We start from the raw sequence: 19,161 nt of genomic DNA, 5'->3' as shown, positions 1-19,161 counted from the left end.
GACCGGGAGGCGCCGCGCGGGCCGTCAGCTCGCCTCGGGCCTGCGCGCGCGCGGCGCGAGGTCGCGGCGGAAACGCTCGATGAACATCAGCACCCGCACCTCGGCCGCCGCTTCGCGCGCGGCGCCCTCCTCGGCCTCGGGCGGCGCCTGGTCCAGGTGCCGCTCGATGGCGCGCAACACCTCGCGCCGGCGCTGCTCCACGCGGGCCGACAGCGCCTGCAGGGCCTGCGCGTCGCCGTCCGCGCGCGCCTGGTCGAGGTCTTCACGCCACTGCATCTGCTCGTCGAGGAAATCCACGGGCATCGCTGTGTTGCGCTCGGCATCGATGGCCACGCCGCGCAGTTCGCAAAGGTAGGCAGCGCGGGCCAGCGGGTCGAGCAGCGTGCGGTAGGCGGTGTTGACCAGCGTGGACCACTGCATGGCCACGCGCGCCTGCGCATCGCCGCCGCCGGCGAAGCGGTCGGGATGCACCAGCGCCTGCAGTCGGCGCCACTCGGCGCTCAGCGCCTCGGTGTCGAGCGCGAAACGCGGCTCGAGCCCGAACAACGCGAAGTGATCGCCGCGGAAATCGGCGCCGGCCTTCGCCCCTTGCTGGGGCGAGCCGTGCACGCGGCCATGGACTGCGGTGTCCAAATCGGTGTCCGTGTCGAAGACTCAGACCCGGAAGGACTCGCCGCAGCCGCAGCGGTCGCGCTCGTTGGGATTGCTGAACTTGAAGCCCTGCTGCAATCCCTCGCGCACGAAATCGAGCTCGGTGCCGTCGAGATAGCTCAGGCTTTGCGGGTCGACCAGCACCTTCACGCCGTGGCTCTCGAACACCTCGTCCTCGGGCGCGACCGCGTCGGCGTACTCGAGCTTGTAGGCCAGGCCCGAGCAACCCGTGGTCTTGACGCCCAGGCGCACGCCGACGCCCTTGCCGCGCTGGGACAGGTATTTGGAGACGTGACTGGCGGCGCTTTCGGTCAGGGTGATGGACATGAAAACTTGCTCCGGTACGACGGGTTCGACGTGGGTTCCTTGCCGCGCCAGGCGTTCAGGCGGCGGCCTGCTGCGCCTCGGCGGCCGGCCGCGCGCCGGCGCCGTGACGTTCCTGGTAGTCCTTCACGGCGGCCTTGATGGCATCCTCGGCGAGGATCGAGCAATGGATCTTCACCGGCGGCAGCGCCAGTTCCTCGGCGATGTGCGTGTTGCGGATCTTCAGCGCGTCGTCGAGGGACTTGCCCTTGACCCACTCGGTCACCAGCGACGACGACGCGATGGCCGAGCCGCAGCCGTAGGTCTTGAAGCGTGCATCCTCGATGATGCCCTGCTCGTTGACCCGGATCTGCAGTTTCATCACGTCGCCGCAGGCCGGCGCGCCGACCATGCCGGTGCCCACCGCGGGGTCGTCCTTGGCGAAGGAGCCGACGTTGCGCGGGTTTTCATAATGATCGATGACTTTGTCGCTGTAGGCCATGATGTTCTCCTGATTCGAGTCGGGGCGCTGGGCGGGCCGCTCAGTGCGCGGCCCACTGAATGGTGTTGAGATCGATGCCGTCCTGGTGCATTTCCCACAAGGGCGAGAGTTCGCGCAGCTTGCCCACCTTTTCCTTGAGCAGCGCCACGGCCTGGTCGATCTGCTCCTCGGTGGTGAAGCGCCCGATGGTCATGCGCAGCGAGGAATGCGCCAGCTCGTCGCTGCGGCCGAGGGCGCGCAGCACGTAGGAGGGCTCCAGGCTGGCCGAGGTGCAAGCCGAGCCGCTGGACACGGCGATGCCCTTGAGCGCCATGATCAGGGACTCGCCCTCGACGAAATTGAAGCTCGCGTTGAGATTGTGCGGCACGCGGCGCTCCATGTGGCCGTTGATGTAGACCTCGTCGATGCCGCGGATGCCTTCGAGCAGGCGCGTCTGCAGCATGCGCACGCGCTCGATCTCGGTGCCCATTTCCAGGCGCGCGATGCGGTAGGCCTCGCCCATGCCCACGATCTGGTGCGTGGGCAGCGTGCCCGAGCGCATGCCGCGCTCGTGGCCGCCGCCGTGCATCTGCGCCTCGATGCGCACGCGCGGCTTGCGCCGCACGTACAGCGCGCCCACGCCCTTCGGGCCGTAGGTCTTGTGCGAAGCCAGGCTCATCAGGTCGATCGGGCTGCCCTGCAGGTCGATGGTGACCTTGCCGGTGGCTTGCGCTGCGTCCACGTGCAGCAGCACGCCGCGCTCGCGGCACAGCGCGCCGATGGCGCCGACGTCCTGGATCACGCCGATCTCGTTGTTGACCAGCAGCACCGAGGCCAGGATGGTGTCCGGGCGCAGCGCCTGCTTGAAGCGCTCCAGGTCGAGCAGGCCGTCGGCCTCGACGTCCAGGTAGCTGACCTCGAAGCCCTGGCGCTCGAGTTCGCGGCAGGTGTCCAGCGTGGCCTTGTGCTCGGTACGCAGGGTCACGATGTGCTTGCCGCGGCCCTGGTAGAAATGCGCGGCGCCCTTGAGCGCCAGGTTGATGGACTCGGTGGCGCCGGAGGTCCACACCAGCTCGCGCGGGTCGCAGTGCACCAGCTCGGCCACCTGCGAGCGCGCGCGCTCCACCGCCTCCTCGGCTTCCCAGCCCCAGGCGTGGCTGCGCGAGGCCGGGTTGCCGAAGTGCTCGTACAACCACGGGATCATGGCCTCCACGACGCGCGGATCGACCGGGGTGGTCGCGCCGTAGTCCATGTAGATCGGGAAGTGCGGGGTGGTGGGCATGATCGCGTTTGCGTCCGAAGTCCTAGGGTTGGGATCAGGGCGCCGGGCGGGATGCCGGAGCGGTGCCTCGCACCGCCCCGACCGCGCCGCGGCGCTCAGGCCAGGTTCTGCGCCAGGTTGAACACCGAGTTGGGGGCCCGCACCTTGGCCGGCTTGACCGAAGGCATCGGGGAGACGGGCTTGCGGATCACCGCGGTCTGCTCGATGGACACGCCCTGGGCCAGGTTCTGCTCGACCATGGTCTTGAGGTTGACCGAATCGAGGAACTCGACCATGCGCGTGTTCAGCGCGGCCCACAGGTCGTGGGTCATGCAGCGCCCGGCGATGCCGTCGCCCTGGCAGTTCGCCTTGCCGCCGCACTGCGTGGCGTCCAGCGGCTCGTCCACCGCGATGATGACGTCGGCGATCGAGATGTCCTCCGGGCGCCGGGCCAGGCTGTAGCCGCCGCCGGGGCCGCGCACCGACTCGACGAGCTCGTGGCGCCGCAGCTTGCCGAACAACTGCTCCAGGTACGACAGCGAAATATGCTGGCGCTGGCTGATGCTGGCCAGGGTTACCGGGCCGAGATGCTGCCGCATGGCCACGTCGATCATCGCGGTCACCGCGAATCGTCCTTTGGTCGTCAGTCTCATGGTGGTCTCCAAGTGTGCGAGCGCATCCGCCCGTTCCGGCCCGGCGATCGTGCCGCCGGGCCTTGCGGCCGGAACCGCCCAATACCTGACGAATTCAGTCGGGATTGTAGAAAACCCTACCGAATTCGTCAACTTCCCGGCACCCCGAGGGACCTGTCACGGGTGGATACCCGCGGTCCCAGGCGCGCCGAGCTCGAACTCCTAGGAGTCGCCGCATGACCTTAGGTTCCCATCAACAATCAAGGCATTTGCAAGCTGCTGTTCGAGAAAGGTTTTTTCCTGGAAGGGTTGAATGGCACAGGGCTATTCGGGCGCGCGCCTGGGGGTGGGTGCGCCCTTAGATCAACCACTTGAGACGCCGGTTAGAATGAGATCAACCGGAAATTTCGATGAGACTCACACTTCGCCAGCTCGACGTCATGGCCTCGATCGCCCGCAGCGGCAGCACCACCGAGGCGGGCAAGCAACTGGCCCTGTCCCAGTCGGCCGTCAGCGCGGCGCTGGCCGAACTGGAGAGCCAGCTGGGCACCAAGGTGTTCGACCGCGTGGGCAAGCGCGTCGTGCTCAACGATTGCGGGCGCCTGCTGCTGCCGCGCGCGCTGGCGGTGCTGGACCAGATGCGCGAGATCGAGCATCTTTTCGACGACGGCGCCGGGGCGCTGCGCGTGGGGGCCAGCACCACCGTGGGCAATTACATGATTCCCTCGGTGCTGGGCGCCTTCCAGCGGCGCTGGCCGCTGGTGCAGGTGGAACTGGACGTGGGCAACACCCGCGACGTGGTCGACGCGGTGGCCGCCTACCGCGTGGACATCGGCTTCATCGAGGGCCCCTGCCACCATCCGGACCTGGAGGTGCATCCCTGGCTGGAGGACGAACTCTGCGTGGTGGCCTCCCCCACGCACCCGGTGGCGCGCGATCCGGCGAAGCCCGGCACGCTGTCGGCAGCCCGCTGGATCCTGCGCGAGCCCGGCTCGGGCACGCTGGAGGCGGTGGAGTCGCTGCTGCTGCCGCACCTGGGCACCTTCGGCTCGACCATGCACCTGGGCAACTCGGAGGCGATCAAGCGCGCGGTGGCCGAGGGCATGGGGGTCAGTTGCCTGTCCCTGCGCGTGGTGCAGGACTGGCTGGATAATGGCCGGCTGCAGCGGGTGGACGCGGCGCTGCCCAAGCTGCGCCGGACCCTGTTCCGCATCCATCCGCGGCGCAAGGTGCTGTCGCAGCCCCTGCAGCGTTTCGTCGAGCACTGTCTGGCCTGGCACTGAGCCATCCCGGGCTTTCCGGCCCCGCCGGCCTTGCGCGCCCGCCTACCCCGCACCCGATCGTCGAGCTTCCATGTCCGATCCGATTTCCCCCGCCGACGGCAGCGCCCGCGCGGAACCCCGCCTGACCTCGCTGTCCCACGGAGGCGGCTGCGGCTGCAAGATCGCCCCCGGCGTGCTGAGCGACATCCTGCGGCGCCATGCGCCGCAGATCCTGCCTCCGCAACTGATGGTGGGCATCGAGACCGCCGACGACGCCGCCGTCTGGCGCCTGAGCGACAGCCAGGCGCTGGTGGCGACGACCGACTTTTTCATGCCCATCGTCGACGACCCGGCGGACTTCGGCGCCATCGCCGCGACCAACGCGATCTCCGACGTCTATGCCATGGGCGCGCGCCCGCTGCTGGCCTTGGCCATCGTGGGCATGCCCATCGCCGTGCTGGGGCCGCAGACCATCTCCAGCATCCTGCGCGGCGGGCAGGAGGCCTGCGCGCGGGCGGGCATCCCGGTGGCGGGCGGGCATTCCATCGATTCGGTGGAACCCATCTACGGCCTGGCGGTGATCGGCATCGGCCACCCCGACCGCATCCGGCGCAACCGCGATGCGCGCGACGGTGATCTGCTGGTGCTGGGCAAGGGCCTGGGCGTGGGCATCTACTCGGCCGCCCTGAAAAAGGACCGCCTGGATGCCGAGGGCTACCGCCACATGCTGGACGCCACCACGCGCCTGAACACGCCGGGCCCGCTGCTGGCGGACATCGACGAGGTGCACGCGATCACCGACGTCACCGGCTTCGGGCTGCTGGGCCACGCGCTGGAGCTGTGCCGCGGCGCCGGCCTGGGCGCGCGCATCCGCGCCGACGCCGTGCCGCTGCTGCCGGGCGTGCGCGAACTGGCCGCCTCCGGGCTGCTCACCGGAGCCTCCGCGCGCAACTGGGACAGCTACGGCGGCGAGGTCGACGTGGACAGTGCCGACCCGCTCGCGCGCAGCCTGTTCACCGACCCGCAGACGGCCGGCGGACTGCTGCTGAGCTGCGCGCCGGGCGCCCTGCCGCGGGTGCTCGAGGTGTTCCGCGCCGAGGGCTTCGAGCACGCCGCGGTGATCGGCGAGATGCACGCGGGGGAACCCCGCGTGCGCGTGGTGTAGGCGCCTGGGCGGCGCCGGCTGGCAACGGGCGCCTGCCGGCGCCGCGGGCCCGCTACGCCGCCTGCGCCTCGGGCTGCTGCGCGGCGGGCTCCGCCACGGGCAGGCAGGCGCATTGCAGGTTGCGGTCGCCCCACACGTTGTCCACGCGCCCCACCGGCACCCAGTACTTGTGGCGCCGCAGCTCGGGCACCGGGAAGGCCGCCTGCTCGCGCGTGTAGGCGTGCTCCCAGCTGTCGGCCAGCGCCACCGCGGCCGTGATGGGCGCGGCCTTGAGCGGGTTGTCCTGGCGCGGCCACTCGCCGCGCTCCACGCGCGCGATCTCCGCGCGGATGGCCACCAGGGCGCCGACGAACCGGTCGAGCTCGGCCAGGGACTCGCTTTCCGTGGGCTCGATCATCAGCGTGCCGGGCACCGGAAAGCTCATGGTCGGCGCGTGGAAGCCATAGTCCATCAGGCGCTTGGCGACGTCCTCGTTGGTGATCCCGCAGGAATCCTTCAGCGCGCGCAGGTCGATGATGCATTCGTGGGCGACGAAGCCGCCCTGCCCGCTGTACAGAACCGGGTAGTGCGGGGCGAGGCGCCGGGCCAGGTAGTTGGCGCCGAGGATGGCCACCGCGCTGGCCTCGCGCAGGCCCTGCGCGCCCATCATGCGCATGTACATCCAGGCGATCGGCAGCACCGAGGCGTTGCCCAGCGGGGCGGCGCTCACCGCGCCGACCGCGCCGGCCCCCTCGCCGGCCGCCACGTGGCCGGGCAGGAAGGGCCGCAGGTGCTCGCGCACCGCGACGGGGCCCACGCCGGGGCCGCCGCCGCCGTGGGGAATGCAGAAGGTCTTGTGCAGGTTCAGGTGCGAGACGTCGGCGCCGAACTCTGGCGGGCTGACCAGGCCCACCATGGCGTTCATGTTGGCGCCGTCCACGTAGACCTGCCCGCCGTGCTCGTGCACGATGTCGCAGATTTCGCGCACCCGCGGCTCGAACACGCCGTGGGTGGAGGGGTAGGTGATCATGCACGCAGCCAGGCGCGCCGCATGCTCGCGCGCCTTGCCGCGCAGGTCGTCCAGGTCCACGCTGCCCTGCGAGTCGCAGGCCACCACCACCACGCGCATGCCCACCATGTGCGCCGAGGCCGGGTTGGTGCCGTGCGCCGACGAGGGGATCAGGCACACGTCGCGCGCGGCGTCGCCGCGGCTGTGGTGCCAGGCGCGGATGGCTAGCAGGCCGGCGTACTCGCCCTGCGAGCCCGCGTTGGGCTGCAGGCTCACGGCGTCATAGCCGGTGGCCTGCGCCAGCCAGGCCTGCAGTTCCTCGGCCAGGCGCTGGTAGCCGCGGCGCTGCTCGGCCGGCGCGAAGGGGTGCACGGCGGCGAACTCGGGCCAGCCGATGGGCTCCATCTCGCTGGTGGCGTTGAGCTTCATGGTGCACGAGCCCAGCGGGATCATCGCGCGGTCGAGCGCGATGTCCTTGTCGGCGAGCTGGCGCAGGTAGCGCAGCATCTCCGTCTCGCTGCGGTGGGCGTGGAACACCGGATGGGTCAGGTAGGCGCCGCGGCGCGCCAGCGAGCGCGGCCAGCGCGGCTCGATGCCGGCGGCCGCCGCCTCGAACAGCCCGGGCCGCGGCGCGGCGGCTCCGCGCACCGCGGCGAACACGCCGAGCAGCGCGAGCAGGTCTTCGCGCTCGACGGTCTCGTCCAGCGCGATGCCCACGCGGTCCTCGCCGGCGCGGCGCAGGTTGATGCCGGCGGCCACGCTGGCCGCGTGCACGGCCTCGGTGTGCGTGCCGGTGAGCACGGTCAGGGTGTCGAAATAGCTGGCATGGCGCAGTTCCCAGCCCTGCGCCAGCAGGCCGTCGGCCAGCAGCGCCGTGTAGGCGTGCACGCGCTGCGCGATGCGCAGCAGGCCTTCGGGGCCGTGATAGACCGCGTACATCGCCGCGAGCACCGCCGGCAGCACCTGCGCGGTGCAGATGTTGCTGGTGGCCTTCTCGCGCCGGATGTGCTGCTCGCGGGTCTGCAGCGCCAGGCGCAGGCCGCTGTTGCCCTGGGCGTCGACACTGGCGCCGACCAGGCGCCCGGGCAGTTGGCGCTTGAGCGCGTCGCGCACTGCCAGGTAGGCGGCGTGCGGGCCGCCGCAGCCCAGGGGCAGGCCGAAGCGCTGGGTGTTGCCCACGGCGATGTCGGCTCCCAGTTCGCCGGGAGGCGCCAGCAGCGTCAGCGCCAGGATGTCGGCGGCGACGATCACCAGGGTGCCGCGCGCGCGCAGCCCGCCGATGAGTTCGCGCAGGTCGTGCACGCCGCCGTCCACGCCGGGGTATTGCAGCAGCACCGCGAAATGCTCGCCCTGCCCCGCCTGCGCGGCCGGGCCGACCTGCAGCTGCAAGCCGATGGGCTCGGCGCGGGTACGCAGCACTTCCAGGGTCTGCGGCAGCACGTCGTCGGCGACGAACACGCTGTTGCTGGCGTGGTCGGACACGCGCCGGGCCAGCGTGACGGCCTCGGCGGCCGCGGTCGCCTCGTCGAGCATCGAGGCATTGGCCACATCCAGGCCGGTGAGGTCGGCCACCATGGTCTGGAAGTTCAGCAGCGCCTCCAGGCGCCCCTGGCTGATCTCCGGCTGGTACGGCGTGTAGGCGGTGTACCAGGCGGGGTTCTCGAGCACGTTGCGCCGGATCACCCCGGGCATGTGGGCGTTGGCGTAGCCCTGGCCGATGAAACTGCGCAGCACGCGGTTCTCGCGCGCCACGTCGCGCAGCTCGCGCAGCGCCTGCTGCTCGCCCACCGCGGCCGGCAGCTGCATCGGCGCGTCGCGCCGGATCGACTCGGGGATCACCGAGCGCATCAGGCTGTCCAGGTCGCGCTGGCCCAGCACGCGCAGCATGTGCGCCTGCTCGTGGGCATCGGGGCCGATGTGGCGGCGACGGAAGGCTTCGGCGTCCTCGAGCTCGGCGAGCCCGGGAAAGGGGGATGCGGCAGTCTGGGACATGGGGACCTCGGTGCGAATGCGAGCCGGCGGCGGCCTCGCGGACCGCTGCTCGGGCGTCGTTCAGGCGTGGTTCGGGCTTCGCTCAGGCGTCGCCGAGCAGGCGGTCGTAGGCGGCCTGGTCGAGCAGCGCGTCGAACTGCGCGGAGTCGCTGGGACGCACGCGGAAGAACCAGCCGGCGCCCTGCGGATCGCTGTTGGCCAGCGAGGGGTCGGCCACCAGCGCGTCGTTCACCGCCACCACCTCGCCGGCGATGGGCATGAACACGTCGGCGGCCGCCTTCACCGATTCCACCACGCCGGCGGTGTCCTTCTGCGCGTAGCTGCGCCCGGTTGCCGGCAGCTCGACGAACACCACGTCGCCCAGCGCGTCCTGCGCATGCGCGGTGATGCCCACGGTGGCGGTGCCGTCGGCTTCCATGCGGACCCATTCGTGGTCGGAAGTGAACTTGGTGGTCATGGAGAACTCCGGTTCGGGGATGATCGAGGGTGAGCGCGCAGCGCGCGCGGGCTTTGCGAAAAAAAGGGGGATTCAGCCGCGCGCGTAGCGGTGGGCGACGAAGGGCATGTCCACCACCTGCATGGGCAGGCGCTTGTCGCGCACCAGCGCGTACAGCTCGGTGCCGGCGGCGGCGCAAGCGGTCTGCACGTAGGCCATGGCGATGGCCGCGTCGGCGCTCGGCGTGAGCGCGCCGCTGGTGACGCTGCCCACCTCGCGTCCCTGGGCGTCGAGCAGGCGCGCGCCCTCGCGCACCGGCGCGCGCTGCAGGCCGCGCAGGCCCACGCGCACGCGTCCGAGGCGGGCGGGGTCGTCGAGCTGCGCCAGCACGACCTCGGCTCCGGGGAAGCCGCCGGCGCGCGCACCGCCGCTGCGCCGCACCTTCTGAATGGCCCATTGCAGGCGCGCCTGCACCGGCGTGGTCGTGGTGTCCATGTCGTGCCCGTACAGGCACAGGCCCGCCTCCAGGCGCAGCGTGTCGCGCGCGCCCAGTCCGGCCGGCGCCACGCCGGGCAGCTTGAGCAGGGCCGCGGCCAGCGCCTGCGCATGCTCGGCCGCCACGGAAATCTCGAAGCCGTCCTCGCCGGTGTAGCCGCTGCGGCTGACGAAGACCTCGGCGTCGCCCACGCTGGGCGGCAGCGCGACCCAGGCGGCGTCCATGAAGCGCAGCTGCGCCACCGCGGGCATCAGGCTTTGCAGCGCCTGCGCGGCCGCGGGGCCCTGCAGCGCCAGCAGCGCGTGGCGCGGCATGGCCTCGATCTCGCAGCGCGCCCCCAGGTGGCCGCTCAGCCAGTCCTGGTCGTGCTGCTTGCGCGCGGCGTTGACCACCACGAACAACTCGCCGCCGGCGCCCGCCGCGCCGGAGCGCGCACGGTGGGTGATCATCAGGTCGTCGAGAATGCCCCCGCCCGCGTCGAGCAGGAAGCCGTAGCGCTGGCGCCCGCGGGCCAGGCCCTGCAGATCCACCGGAACCAGGCTTTCCAGCGCGGCGGCGGCCTGCTCGCCGCGCACGTGCAGCTGGCCCATGTGGGAGACGTCGAACAACGACGCGGCCTCGCGGGTGTGGCGGTGCTCGGCGACGATGCCCTTGGCGTATTGCAGGGGCATGGAGTACCCCGCGAAAGGCACCATGCGGGCGCCCAGGCTGAGGTGCAATTCGTGCAGCGGGGTCTGCTGCAGATCGTCCGCTTGGGCGGACGCTTTCGCGTCGGACATGCGAGGCTCCTTGGAACTCAGACCGCGCCGCGGAAGGTGTTCCGCGACGCTTTCCCGTCCCCCGCTGTCCTTGGTACCTGAGAGATTGACCCGGCTTGCGCCAGGGCTTGCCCCTTCGGTGGACGCCGCTGCGCGGCGCCGCTCTCCAGTGAGGTGAACCCCGTTGCCGGAGCCCCGTCAGTCCTGGTGCCTGCGCGGTACGCGCGCCGCAGGGCCCGAACGGGCCATGCAGGGCGCTTACGCCTTCGGCGGCCCGTTGCGCGGCGCGTCGGCACGCGCGCTCCAGGCTCTCTCCTGACGGCGCGAAGTGTAGCCCAAAGGAAGGCCCCGGCAAGCGCGGGGCCTCGCCCGGACGCCGAGGGCCGGTGGCCGCGCGCGGCTCAGGGCCCCTTGGCGTTCTTGTCGCGCGGCGAGCGCAGGCCCAGGTTGCGCCGGGCGCGCGCGTTGCGCTCGGCCTTGCGATCCTCGACCTTCTCCATGGCGCGGCGCTGGGACACGCCGAACATGGGGTCGATGATCTCCCACCAGAGGAAGGCCAGGCCCAGCGGAATGCCGATCCACCACCACGACAGGGTGGCGAAGGGCCCGACCGCGCCGAGCTTCAGTCCCAGTAGCAGGATTGCAACAAGCAGAATCCACATCGAAGCTCTCCTACCCGCATGGGCGATCCATCACGATCAATATTTCAAACGTTCACGGGCCTTGCACGGCCCAGGCGGCGGTCTTTCGCCGGCGCCTCGGGTAGCATATCCGGTGCTGTTCGACGATGGGCGCGTTTTTTCGCGGTGGCGGTCAACGAGCCCGCGCACAGCTGCGTTTATCGCACAGCCGCAGCGCAAACGCTTCGCTCAACCTTGGAGATCGAGAATGAAGAAACTCGTCATTGGTGTCGGCCTCGCCGTCGCCGCGATGTCGCAGGTCTACGCCGCCGACATGATGGCCCTGGCCAAGTCGAAGAACTGCCTGGCCTGCCACGCCGTCGACAAGAAGCTGGTCGGCCCGTCCTACCAGGACGTGGCGGCCAAGTACGCCGGCAAGCCCGGAGCCGAGGCCAAGCTGGTGAACGCCGTGCTGCACGGTGAATCGGGCACCTGGGGCCCGGTGCCGATGCCGGCGAACCCGCAGGTCACCCCGGCCGAAGCCAAGGAACTGGTGGGCTGGATCCTGACCCTGAAGAAGTAATTCCGGGCCGGCGCGCGCCTTCGGGCGCGCGCAAGCCGGCACGTGACGGCGCGAGCGAAGGCTTGCGCCGTTTTTTTTGTCCTCGCCACGCCTCAGCGCTGGCGCTCGACCCATTGCATGGCGCTGCGCGTCAGGTCGCCGCCGCTTTGCAGGTTGAGCTTTTTCTTGATCTTCTCGCGGTGGGTCTCCACCGTCTTCACGCTGAGGTGGATCTGCGCGGCGATCTGCGACGGACCCATTCCGCGCCCGATGAGCTCGAACACCGCCAGCTCGCGATCGGTCAGGCTTGCCACCGCGTCCGTTGGGGGCCGCGCGCCGCCGTTGGACAGCGCCTGGTCGGTCATCGACTGGCTCAGCCAGATATGGCCGGCGAGCGCGTGGCGCACCGCCTCGACCACGTGGCGCCCCGCGTGCTCCTTGCCCACGTAGCCGCAGGCGCCGGCGGCCAGCGCGCGCAGCGCGAACAGCTTTTCGTCGTGCATCGAGCACACCAGCACCCGCAGCTCAGCATGCTGAGCGAGCAGGCGCTTGATCAGTTCCAGGCCGTTGCCGTCGCCCAGCGACAGGTCGGTGATCACCAGATCGGGATGGTGCTTGCGCGCGGTGGCCATGGCCTCGGCCACCGAGCCGGCCTCGGCGCACACGCGCAGATCGCTTTCCGCCTCCAGCAGGCTGCGCAGCCCCATGCGCACCAGCGGATGGTCGTCGACGATCAGGATGCGCCACGGATGCGACTGCGTGCCCGCGGAGGGCGCGTCCTGCTCGGGCGGAAGGTCGGCTGGGTTCACGGATTCCAAGGACGCGGGCGGGACGACGGGTACGAAGGTAGCCCATGCGGCGGGCAGGCCGCAAGGGCCGCGCCCGGCGCCTCCCGCGCGCCGGGCCGGCGCATCAAGCCGCCACCGCCGCCTCGCGCCGCGGCAGCCCCTGTGCCGCCTGGCGCGCCGCGAACAGCGCGCTGGCGGCCACCCGAGCCACCACGCCAGGGGCCGTCTCGCGTTCCGGGCGCGCGCTGCCTTCGAGGATGTCCAGCAGGGCCCGGTGGTCGAGCAGGCGCACGCGCCGGCGGGCCAGCGCGATGATGCCGGCCCTGTGCAGCTCGGTGAACACCCGGCTGACGGTTTCCAGGCGGAATCCCAGGTACTCGCCAATGTCCTCGCGGCTCATGCGCAGCGTGAATTCGTCGGGCGACAGGCCGCGTTCCGCGTAGCGCCTGGACAGCTCCAGCAGGAAGCGCACGAGGCGTTCGCGCACGTGCATGCTGCCCAGCGCGAACTGCTGGCCCTGCGCGTGCACCAGGGCCTGCGCCATGGCCCGGCAGAGATGGCGCTGCAGGGCGGGCACCCGCGTGGCCAGGCTTTCCAGCTGGCGCAGATCGATCTCGCAGACCTGCGAGGGCTCCAGCGCGACCAGGTCGGCGCGATAGGCGCCGGACATGCCTTCCAGGCCCAGCCAGTCGCCCGCTTCATGAAATCCGACGATGCGCTGGCGCCCGTCGGCCAGGCCGACGAGGGACTTGAAGGCTCCGTTGTGCAGCACGTACACGCGCTTGGCGGCCTGACCGGAGCGCAGCAGCCGGGCGCCCTTGGCCACGCGTATCGGCGCGCCCACCAGGGCCTGCAGGGACGATGCCGCGCCGTCCTCGGCGAGCACCGCCGGCAGGCAGGTCCTGCGGTGAAAGCACATCGAGCAGGGCGAGGCTGCCGAGGCGACGGGCGCTGCGACGCGCGATGCGCCGTCGCCCAGCCGATCGAAATCTCCAGGAGTTTTCATGTGCGCCTCCCTCAAGGCTGAATGGCTGAGCTGGCCGCACGTGCGGTGCCGACCTGGAGACCATGCTAGAAACAATTGGCTACATTCCCCATCAGAGAAGCCCCGATGTACCCCTCGGGGTTTCCCCGATCACGCGGCCTGGATGCCGCGCTCGCTGCGCGCCACGTCCAGCCAGGCCCGCGCGGCGTGCGACAGATAGGCCCCGCGCAGCCACGCGAGGTCGATGCGCCAGGGAATGACGGGCTCGATCAGGGTGGAGACGGAAAAGTCCTCCGCCGCCAGATGGCGCAGTTCGGAACTCGGCAGCAGGGCCACGCCGACCCCGCTGCGCACGAGTTCCTGCAAAAAGCCGATCTGCCCGCTGCGCCCCGCGATGTCCGGCACGAAGCCGCATTGGCGACAGGCCTCCTCGATGCGCTCGTTGAGCATGTAGGGGGCCAGGAACAGGATCAGCGATTCCTCGGCGAGTTCGGCCAGGCGCACCACCGGGCGCCTGCTCCAGCGCGAACGCGCGGGTGCGAGCAGCGCGAGGCGGTCGTCGATGAGCATCATGTGCTCGTAGCGCCGCTCGTCCAGCGGCGCCAGCAGGCCGCCGAGTTCGAGTTCGCCGGCCAGCATGGCCGCCTCGATGGCCTTGGAGCCGTCCTCGAACAGCTTGAGCTCGATGCCGGGATGGCGCAGCTTGAAGGCATGCATCAGGGGCACGAACAACTGCGGCCCGAGGGGAGGTATGCCGATCCGCAACTCGCCGCTGCGTGCCTGCCCCAGGTCGGACAGGCCCGCGCGAATGTTGGCGGCCGCCAGCAACATGGTTTCCGCGTGGGCCTGCACGAGGCGTCCGGCGTCGGTGGCCACCGCCGGGCGCGTGTCACGGCGCAACAGCGGCTGGCCCAGTTCGCGTTCGAGTTGCGCCACCAGCTTGCTCACGGTCGGCTGGGTGGTCTCCAGGCGGTCCGCCGCGGCCGTGAAACCCCCGCATCGAAGCACCTGCACGAAGGCTTCCAGCGCACGCAGTTCCATGGTCCCCGCTCCATTCCATCCAGGAATGGAATATATACCACGCCAGCATTCAGGGAATGCCGCCCCCGTTCTACAGTGCGCTTCATCGCTTGCCGCATGGCAGCATCCCGCCCGCCGAGGTGTCCGACATGATCCCCATGGAATCGAATCTGCGCCAGCGCCCGCCCGGCGCGGGTTCGCATCCGCTGCGCGCCGCGGTGCAGGTCCTGTTCTTCATCGGCGTGTGGTTCGCGGCGCAGTTCCTGCTGCAACGGCTGCACTGGCCGCTGCCCGCCGCGGTCGGCGGGCTGTTCCTGGTGTTGGCCTTGCTGGCCGCGGGAATCCTGCCGGAACATCGCCTGGCCGCCGGCGCCGACTGGCTGCTCGGGCAGATGCTGCTGTTCTTCATCCCCCCGCTGCTGGCGGTCGTTCGCTTCGGCCCTCTGCTCGCGCACAGCGGCCTGCGCCTGCTGGGAGCCATCGCGCTGGGCAGCCTGCTGGTGCTGGTGGGCACGGGCCTGGCCGTCGAGCGCACCTTGCGCTGGGAACGGGCGCGCCAGGCGCGGCCCGGACGCGGCGGGCAGGCACGATGAACCCCTCGGCGCATGTCGATTCCCTGGCCAGCGCGGCCTGCCTGCTGGCCACTCTGGCGCTGTACGCGCTGGCCCGCTGGCTGTACCTGCGCCACCGGCGCGTGTGGCTGCAGCCGCTGGTGACGGCGCCGCTGGTCCTGCTGGCGCTGCTGCACTTGAGCGGGCTCGACTACGACGTGTACCTGCGCGACACCCATTGGCTGATGTGGATGATGGGCCCGGCCACCGTGGCCTACGCCTATCCGATCTACCAACGCCGTGCGCTGTTGCGCCGCTATCCGCTCAGCCTGGCCGCCGGCGTGCTCAGCGGCCTGGCGCTGGGCCTGCTGGGGTCGTGGCTGATGGCGCGGCTGTTCGAGTTGCCGCAGCCCCTGGCCCGCAGCATGCTCACGCGTTCGGTGTCGACCCCCTTCGCCATGGCGGCCTCGGGCTACTTCGGGGCCTCGCCCGACATCGCGGCGCTGTGCGTGCTGGGCACCGGGGTGTTCGGGCTGCTGGCGGGCGAGGCCGTGCAGGGCTGGATCGGCCTGCGCTCGGCGATGTCGCGCGGCGCCTCGCTGGGGGCCGCCGCGCATGCGGCGGGCACGGCGCGGGCCTACGAGCTCGACCCGGAGAGCGGCGCAGTGTCCAGCCTGACCATGGTGTTCGCCGGCATCGCCATGGTGCTGCTGGCACCGTGGATCGGGCACTGGTTCGGCTGAAGCCGCAGCATGCGCTGGCGGCGCCGGCCTCTGTCGGCGAAAATGCTGGTCATTGCGTTGAAGTACCTTCAAGCAATCTCCCGACACCCCATCCAGCCCGAATATCACCATGTCCACTCCCACTCCCCCCGAGAACACGGGCACGATTCCCCGAGCCGTGTGGATCGCGTTGATGACCATCGGCGCGCTGATCGTGATCCTGCTGGCCGCCGTGTTGTACAAGATCAGCGTGCCGGGTTCCCCGCAGGCTCCGGCAAGTTCGACGGCCAGCGCCGGGGCCAGCGCACCCGCGCCGACGTCTTCCGCCCAGGGCTCGCAGGCGGCCTCCGGGCAACAGCCGCGCTCGGCCGTCGCCGTCACCGGCACGAGCCCGGCGCGCCGGGCACCGAACAACTTCCCCTCGGAGCGTGAACGCGAACGCGGCGGGCAGGCCACGGGCTCCGCGCGCAACTCCGGTGCGCAGAGCTTTCAGCCGCAGACCTTCGCGCAGCAGGCCGCGCCCGCCGCGGCACCGGTGTGCCATGACTGCGGCACCGTGGAATCTGTCACCCCGGTGCAGCGTCCGGGCAGTTCCAACGGCCTGGGCGCGGTGGTTGGCGGCGTGCTGGGCGGCGTGCTGGGCAACCAGGTCGGCGGCGGAAACGGCCGCACCGCGGCGACGGTGATCGGCGCGGTCGGCGGCGGCGTGGCCGGCAACGAGGTGCAAAAGCGCATGGACGCCACCACGGTCTACCAGGTGCGCATCCGCATGGACGACGGAGCCACGCACGAGTTCACCCTGAACAGCGCGCCCCCGGTGGGCCAGCGCGTGCGGATGGGAGCGAACGGCGCGATCAGCCCGATGTGACCGCGCTCCCCGCTACCATGCGGGGAGTCGATGCATGAACAAAGCGAATCCGCCAGCGGCCATGGGGCCGAGCACGGCGGCGCGACCCGGGGGGACTGGCACGCCAGCCGTGGAAACGGCCGCGCCGGCAGCCGGCGCCTGAAGCCCCTCGCGGGGCTCGGGCGGGAGCTGCGGCGGGCCCCGACCGGCTGCGATTCGGCGCCCGGCGACGGGCGCGGGGCATTCGGTGCCGCCCCGGCAAGCTCCGCGGGCGCCCAGGGAGAGCGTTCTTGATCGGCAAGTCCCGTGCGCGCATGGCACGCCTGGTGGGCGCGACGCTCGTGCTCGGGCTGCTCGTGTCCTGCGGCGGCGGCTCCACGCTGGCCTCCGACCCCGACGCCGGCGCTGGAGCCGGCGAGGGCGCGATCTCGCTGGGCACGGTCACCGGCTTCGGCAGCGTGGACATCGAGCAGCGCAGCGTCGAGGGCGCGCCCCCGCATTATTTCGACGACAACGCACCCGGGGCCGCGCAGGCACCCGACGCGGTGGGACTCGGTCAGCGCCTGCAACTGGTGCGCTCGGCGGGGGGCAGCGTGGCCCTGGTGCAGCCCGATCTGGTGGGCCCCGTGCAGGCGGTATCCGCCGGCGGCAGGCGTTTCACGGTCAACGGCTTGCAAGTCCGCGTGAACGCCGACTCCCGCGCCGGGCCCCTGACCTTCTTCGCCGGCCTGTCGGGCCCTGCCGGGCTGCACGCGGGCACGATGGTGGTGGAAGTCGACGGAGCCTTCGGCATCGGCGCCGACGGCAAGGCCTTCCTGCAGGCCACCCGCATCGTGCAGCGCCCCGTATGGACCCGCTCGGTGCGGCTCACCGGCCAGGTGGCCGGACTGGACGCGGGCGCCACCAGCTTCCTGCTGGGCGGCGTGCGCGTGCGCATGGACGCGCACACGCAGATCTATCCGGTGGGCAGCAAGCCGCACGACGGGCAGACCGTCAACGTGTGGAGCGCGCAAGCCATCGAGGGCGGAGTGCTGCGGGCCGGCGTGGTGCGCGTGCGCAGCCTGCTGGGAGCCTCGGGCGCAGCCAGCATCGCGGGGCTGTTGCGCCTGCCCGCCTCCGGAGGCTACGAGGTCGCCGGCATCCCGGTCGTTCCCGCCAACTCCGTCGTGGCCTCGCAGTTGCAGGACCTGGGCCAGCCGAGTTACGTGACCGTCACCGGGCGCGTCGTGCCCGGCGCGGACTACGTGCTGGCCACCGGCGTCCAGCCCTACGCCGCCCTCGGCGCGCCGGTGAAGCTGCGCGGCAACATCACAGGTTTCGTGGACGATGCCCATTTCCTGGTGCGGGGCGTGCCGGTGGGCGCCTCGGCGGCTTCCTTCGACGGCAAGCTCGGCAACGGCGTGTTCGTGGACCTTCGGGCAAGCGTGGACCCGGCGGCGCCCAGCCGCGTGCGCGCCCTTGCCTTGCGCGTGCTCTCCGGAGCCCCCGACGGAGGGACCGTGGACCTGCAAGGCACGGTGAGCCAGTACGACCCGCAGGCCGCCAGTTTCGTGCTCAGCTGGTCGGAGTCCGGGGTGACCATGGCCTCCATGGTCCGCATCGCGCGCAACGCCGTGTTCAGCGGCGGCACGGTGGAGCATCTGGCCGACGGAAGCCACGTCGAGGTGCAGGCAAGGCAGACCTCCGCGGGACTGGCGGCCGACAACATCGTGTTCTGCCCTGCTTCGGTCGCGCAGGGCGTGCTGCGCACCGCGGGGGTCGTGCACCGCCTCGGCGCCGGGCGCCTGCGCGTGAACGGGCTGGAGATCCGCGACCAGGGCGTGGCCGTGCGAGGTGGTGTACTGGCCGACGGGGTGCGCGCGGACGTACAGTTCGATATCGACCCCCGCACCGGCGTGAAGCTGGCCCGGGCCATCACCGTCGACGAACACTGAGAAGCTTGAAGCTCGCTGCCCGCCGACGCAGCCGCAGCCACAGGAAAGCCATCATGGACATCATCGGACAGGGCCGCGCGGCCCCATCCGCGGGCTTCGAGGTTCCGCTGGAAATGCTCGCGGCCTGCCACGGCCGCGTGCAGGCGCAGTGCGAGCTCTTGCAGCGCCTGCTCGAACACCTCCCCGCCCACGGCGCCGACCGCCAGGCGCTGGAGGCCATCGAGCGCATCCGGCGCTATTTCGACACCGCCGCGCGCGACCACCACGCCGACGAGGAGCAGGACCTGTTTCCCGCCCTGCTGGAGGCCATGGCCGGCTCCGACGCCGTGTGCATACGCGACATGATGAGCAGGGTGCGCAACGAACACCGCATGCTGGAACAGCGCTGGGCGGCCTTGCGCGATGCGCTGCAGGCCATCGAGAGCGGCGCGAGCCGTGAGCTGGACGCGGAGCTGGCCCACGGATTCGTCGAGGCCTACCGCGCGCACATCGCCTTCGAGGAGGCGGAGCTGCTGCCGATGGCGCAGCGCCTGCTCGGCGATGAACAGCTCGACGCGATGGGCCGCGCGATGCGCCTGCGCCGCGGCATCGCCGATCCCCACTGAGTCTGCTCGCGTAGCTTTCGGTTACATCGGGACGGGCCGTCCCGATATCCGGTTCGGGAAGGCTCAGGCTAAGCTCCTCGCATTCCAATTTCCGAGGAGATC

At 71.1% G+C, this 19,161-nt stretch carries 20 protein-coding genes and 1 riboswitch; of the genes, 8 read left to right on the top strand and 12 right to left on the bottom strand.

The annotated features are described in order from the left end of the window. Window positions 1-24 precede the first annotated feature (24 nt). The 5 genes from hscB to D466_RS0113120 all read right to left on the bottom strand — a co-directional run bounded on the left by hscB (window position 25) and on the right by D466_RS0113120 (window position 3,349). Window positions 25-633 carry a Fe-S protein assembly co-chaperone HscB gene (gene hscB, locus D466_RS0113140; protein WP_369759424.1) on the bottom strand — a complete coding sequence of 203 codons (609 nt, stop codon included), beginning with the start codon at window positions 631-633 and terminating at the stop codon, window positions 25-27. A gap of 21 nt (window positions 634-654) precedes the next feature. Then, a complete protein-coding gene (gene iscA, locus D466_RS0113135) occupies window positions 655-978 on the bottom strand; it encodes an iron-sulfur cluster assembly protein IscA (protein WP_018914177.1) in 324 nt (107 codons plus the stop codon). Between the two features lie 55 nt (window positions 979-1,033). Next, window positions 1,034-1,456 carry a Fe-S cluster assembly scaffold IscU gene (gene iscU / locus D466_RS0113130; RefSeq protein WP_018914176.1) on the bottom strand — a complete coding sequence of 141 codons (423 nt, stop codon included), beginning with the start codon at window positions 1,454-1,456 and terminating at the stop codon, window positions 1,034-1,036. A gap of 40 nt (window positions 1,457-1,496) precedes the next feature. After that, entirely contained in the window at window positions 1,497-2,717 is a 1,221-nt protein-coding gene (locus D466_RS0113125) for an IscS subfamily cysteine desulfurase (RefSeq protein ID WP_018914175.1), read from the bottom strand. A gap of 95 nt (window positions 2,718-2,812) precedes the next feature. Then, window positions 2,813-3,349 (bottom strand): Fe-S cluster assembly transcription factor, encoded by a 537-nt coding sequence (locus tag D466_RS0113120; RefSeq protein ID WP_026285236.1) that lies wholly within the window; start codon window positions 3,347-3,349, stop codon window positions 2,813-2,815. A gap of 389 nt (window positions 3,350-3,738) precedes the next feature. Here D466_RS0113120 and D466_RS0113115 point away from each other — a divergent pair, with 389 nt between their 5' ends. Together D466_RS0113115 and selD are read left to right on the top strand one after the other, a co-directional pair. Then, window positions 3,739-4,611, top strand: coding sequence for a LysR family transcriptional regulator (locus D466_RS0113115; RefSeq protein WP_026285235.1), 873 nt, complete (start codon window positions 3,739-3,741; stop codon window positions 4,609-4,611). A gap of 70 nt (window positions 4,612-4,681) precedes the next feature. Continuing rightward, window positions 4,682-5,755: a selenide, water dikinase SelD gene (selD, locus tag D466_RS0113110; RefSeq protein ID WP_018914172.1), complete on the top strand. Its 1,074-nt coding sequence runs from the start codon at window positions 4,682-4,684 to the stop codon at window positions 5,753-5,755. Window positions 5,756-5,807: 52 nt separating this feature from the next. Here selD and gcvP read toward each other — a convergent pair whose 3' ends face one another. From gcvP to D466_RS0113090, 4 genes are all read right to left on the bottom strand, one after another. Next, window positions 5,808-8,735, bottom strand: a complete 2,928-nt coding sequence (gene gcvP / locus D466_RS0113105; RefSeq protein WP_018914171.1) for an aminomethyl-transferring glycine dehydrogenase — start codon at window positions 8,733-8,735, stop codon at window positions 5,808-5,810. 82 nt (window positions 8,736-8,817) lie between these two features. Continuing rightward, window positions 8,818-9,192 carry a glycine cleavage system protein GcvH gene (gene gcvH, locus D466_RS0113100; RefSeq protein WP_018914170.1) on the bottom strand — a complete coding sequence of 125 codons (375 nt, stop codon included), beginning with the start codon at window positions 9,190-9,192 and terminating at the stop codon, window positions 8,818-8,820. A gap of 72 nt (window positions 9,193-9,264) precedes the next feature. Further along, on the bottom strand, window positions 9,265-10,446 hold the full coding sequence (gene gcvT, locus D466_RS0113095) for a glycine cleavage system aminomethyltransferase GcvT (protein ID WP_018914169.1): 1,182 nt from the start codon (window positions 10,444-10,446) through the stop codon (window positions 9,265-9,267). Window positions 10,447-10,500: 54 nt separating this feature from the next. After that, a riboswitch (glycine riboswitch) is annotated at window positions 10,501-10,605 on the bottom strand. Between the two features lie 221 nt (window positions 10,606-10,826). Further along, entirely contained in the window at window positions 10,827-11,087 is a 261-nt protein-coding gene (locus D466_RS0113090; RefSeq protein WP_018914168.1) for a TIGR04438 family Trp-rich protein, read from the bottom strand. Window positions 11,088-11,313: 226 nt separating this feature from the next. Here D466_RS0113090 and D466_RS0113085 point away from each other — a divergent pair, with 226 nt between their 5' ends. Further along, window positions 11,314-11,628, top strand: coding sequence for a c-type cytochrome (locus tag D466_RS0113085; protein WP_018914167.1), 315 nt, complete (start codon window positions 11,314-11,316; stop codon window positions 11,626-11,628). A 92-nt stretch (window positions 11,629-11,720) separates the two neighbouring features. Here the strand turns inward: D466_RS0113085 and D466_RS0113080 are convergent, their stop codons facing one another. From D466_RS0113080 to D466_RS0113070, 3 genes are all read right to left on the bottom strand, one after another. Then, entirely contained in the window at window positions 11,721-12,416 is a 696-nt protein-coding gene (locus D466_RS0113080) for a response regulator transcription factor (RefSeq protein ID WP_018914166.1), read from the bottom strand. Between the two features lie 103 nt (window positions 12,417-12,519). Continuing rightward, a complete protein-coding gene (locus D466_RS21745; protein ID WP_231385722.1) occupies window positions 12,520-13,401 on the bottom strand; it encodes a Crp/Fnr family transcriptional regulator in 882 nt (293 codons plus the stop codon). Between the two features lie 129 nt (window positions 13,402-13,530). Then, entirely contained in the window at window positions 13,531-14,421 is an 891-nt protein-coding gene (locus D466_RS0113070; RefSeq protein WP_018914164.1) for a LysR family transcriptional regulator, read from the bottom strand. Between the two features lie 137 nt (window positions 14,422-14,558). Here D466_RS0113070 and D466_RS21740 point away from each other — a divergent pair, with 137 nt between their 5' ends. The 5 genes from D466_RS21740 to D466_RS0113045 all read left to right on the top strand — a co-directional run bounded on the left by D466_RS21740 (window position 14,559) and on the right by D466_RS0113045 (window position 19,059). Then, window positions 14,559-14,993: a CidA/LrgA family protein gene (locus D466_RS21740; RefSeq protein ID WP_081629948.1), complete on the top strand. Its 435-nt coding sequence runs from the start codon at window positions 14,559-14,561 to the stop codon at window positions 14,991-14,993. Further along, window positions 14,990-15,694 carry an LrgB family protein gene (locus tag D466_RS0113060; RefSeq protein WP_018914162.1) on the top strand — a complete coding sequence of 235 codons (705 nt, stop codon included), beginning with the start codon at window positions 14,990-14,992 and terminating at the stop codon, window positions 15,692-15,694. Before D466_RS21740 ends, D466_RS0113060 begins: the two co-directional genes overlap by 4 nt. 109 nt (window positions 15,695-15,803) lie before the next feature. Beyond that, a complete protein-coding gene (locus D466_RS0113055) occupies window positions 15,804-16,541 on the top strand; it encodes a glycine zipper 2TM domain-containing protein (protein WP_038166235.1) in 738 nt (245 codons plus the stop codon). Between the two features lie 269 nt (window positions 16,542-16,810). Continuing rightward, on the top strand, window positions 16,811-18,454 hold the full coding sequence (locus D466_RS0113050; protein WP_018914160.1) for a DUF5666 domain-containing protein: 1,644 nt from the start codon (window positions 16,811-16,813) through the stop codon (window positions 18,452-18,454). 53 nt (window positions 18,455-18,507) lie between these two features. After that, window positions 18,508-19,059: a hemerythrin domain-containing protein gene (locus D466_RS0113045; protein ID WP_018914159.1), complete on the top strand. Its 552-nt coding sequence runs from the start codon at window positions 18,508-18,510 to the stop codon at window positions 19,057-19,059. Window positions 19,060-19,161 lie beyond the last annotated feature (102 nt).

Origin of the sequence: Thiomonas sp. FB-6, assembly GCF_000377645.1 — a bacterium.
Classification (GTDB): domain Bacteria; phylum Pseudomonadota; class Gammaproteobacteria; order Burkholderiales; family Burkholderiaceae_C; genus Thiomonas_A.
Note: the sequence above shows the minus strand (reverse complement) of the source record. Positions and strands in the feature narration are given on the sequence as shown.

Bases quoted from the DNA above. Each gene is read 5' to 3' on its own strand.
- iscA (WP_018914177.1), bottom strand. From the start codon at position 978: ATGTCCATCACCCTGACCGAAAGCGCCGCCAGTCACGTCTCCAAATAC.
- iscU (WP_018914176.1), bottom strand. From the start codon at position 1,456: ATGGCCTACAGCGACAAAGTCATCGATCATTATGAAAACCCGCGCAAC.
- D466_RS0113125 (WP_018914175.1), bottom strand. From the start codon at position 2,717: ATGCCCACCACCCCGCACTTCCCGATCTACATGGACTACGGCGCGACC.
- D466_RS0113120 (WP_026285236.1), bottom strand. From the start codon at position 3,349: ATGAGACTGACGACCAAAGGACGATTCGCGGTGACCGCGATGATCGAC.
- D466_RS0113115 (WP_026285235.1), top strand. From the start codon at position 3,739: ATGAGACTCACACTTCGCCAGCTCGACGTCATGGCCTCGATCGCCCGC.
- selD (WP_018914172.1), top strand. From the start codon at position 4,682: ATGTCCGATCCGATTTCCCCCGCCGACGGCAGCGCCCGCGCGGAACCC.
- gcvP (WP_018914171.1), bottom strand. From the start codon at position 8,735: ATGTCCCAGACTGCCGCATCCCCCTTTCCCGGGCTCGCCGAGCTCGAG.
- gcvH (WP_018914170.1), bottom strand. From the start codon at position 9,192: ATGACCACCAAGTTCACTTCCGACCACGAATGGGTCCGCATGGAAGCC.
- gcvT (WP_018914169.1), bottom strand. From the start codon at position 10,446: ATGTCCGACGCGAAAGCGTCCGCCCAAGCGGACGATCTGCAGCAGACC.
- D466_RS0113090 (WP_018914168.1), bottom strand. From the start codon at position 11,087: ATGTGGATTCTGCTTGTTGCAATCCTGCTACTGGGACTGAAGCTCGGC.
- D466_RS0113085 (WP_018914167.1), top strand. From the start codon at position 11,314: ATGAAGAAACTCGTCATTGGTGTCGGCCTCGCCGTCGCCGCGATGTCG.
- D466_RS21745 (WP_231385722.1), bottom strand. From the start codon at position 13,401: ATGAAAACTCCTGGAGATTTCGATCGGCTGGGCGACGGCGCATCGCGC.
- D466_RS0113070 (WP_018914164.1), bottom strand. From the start codon at position 14,421: ATGGAACTGCGTGCGCTGGAAGCCTTCGTGCAGGTGCTTCGATGCGGG.
- D466_RS21740 (WP_081629948.1), top strand. From the start codon at position 14,559: ATGGAATCGAATCTGCGCCAGCGCCCGCCCGGCGCGGGTTCGCATCCG.
- D466_RS0113060 (WP_018914162.1), top strand. From the start codon at position 14,990: ATGAACCCCTCGGCGCATGTCGATTCCCTGGCCAGCGCGGCCTGCCTG.
- D466_RS0113055 (WP_038166235.1), top strand. From the start codon at position 15,804: ATGTCCACTCCCACTCCCCCCGAGAACACGGGCACGATTCCCCGAGCC.
- D466_RS0113045 (WP_018914159.1), top strand. From the start codon at position 18,508: ATGGACATCATCGGACAGGGCCGCGCGGCCCCATCCGCGGGCTTCGAG.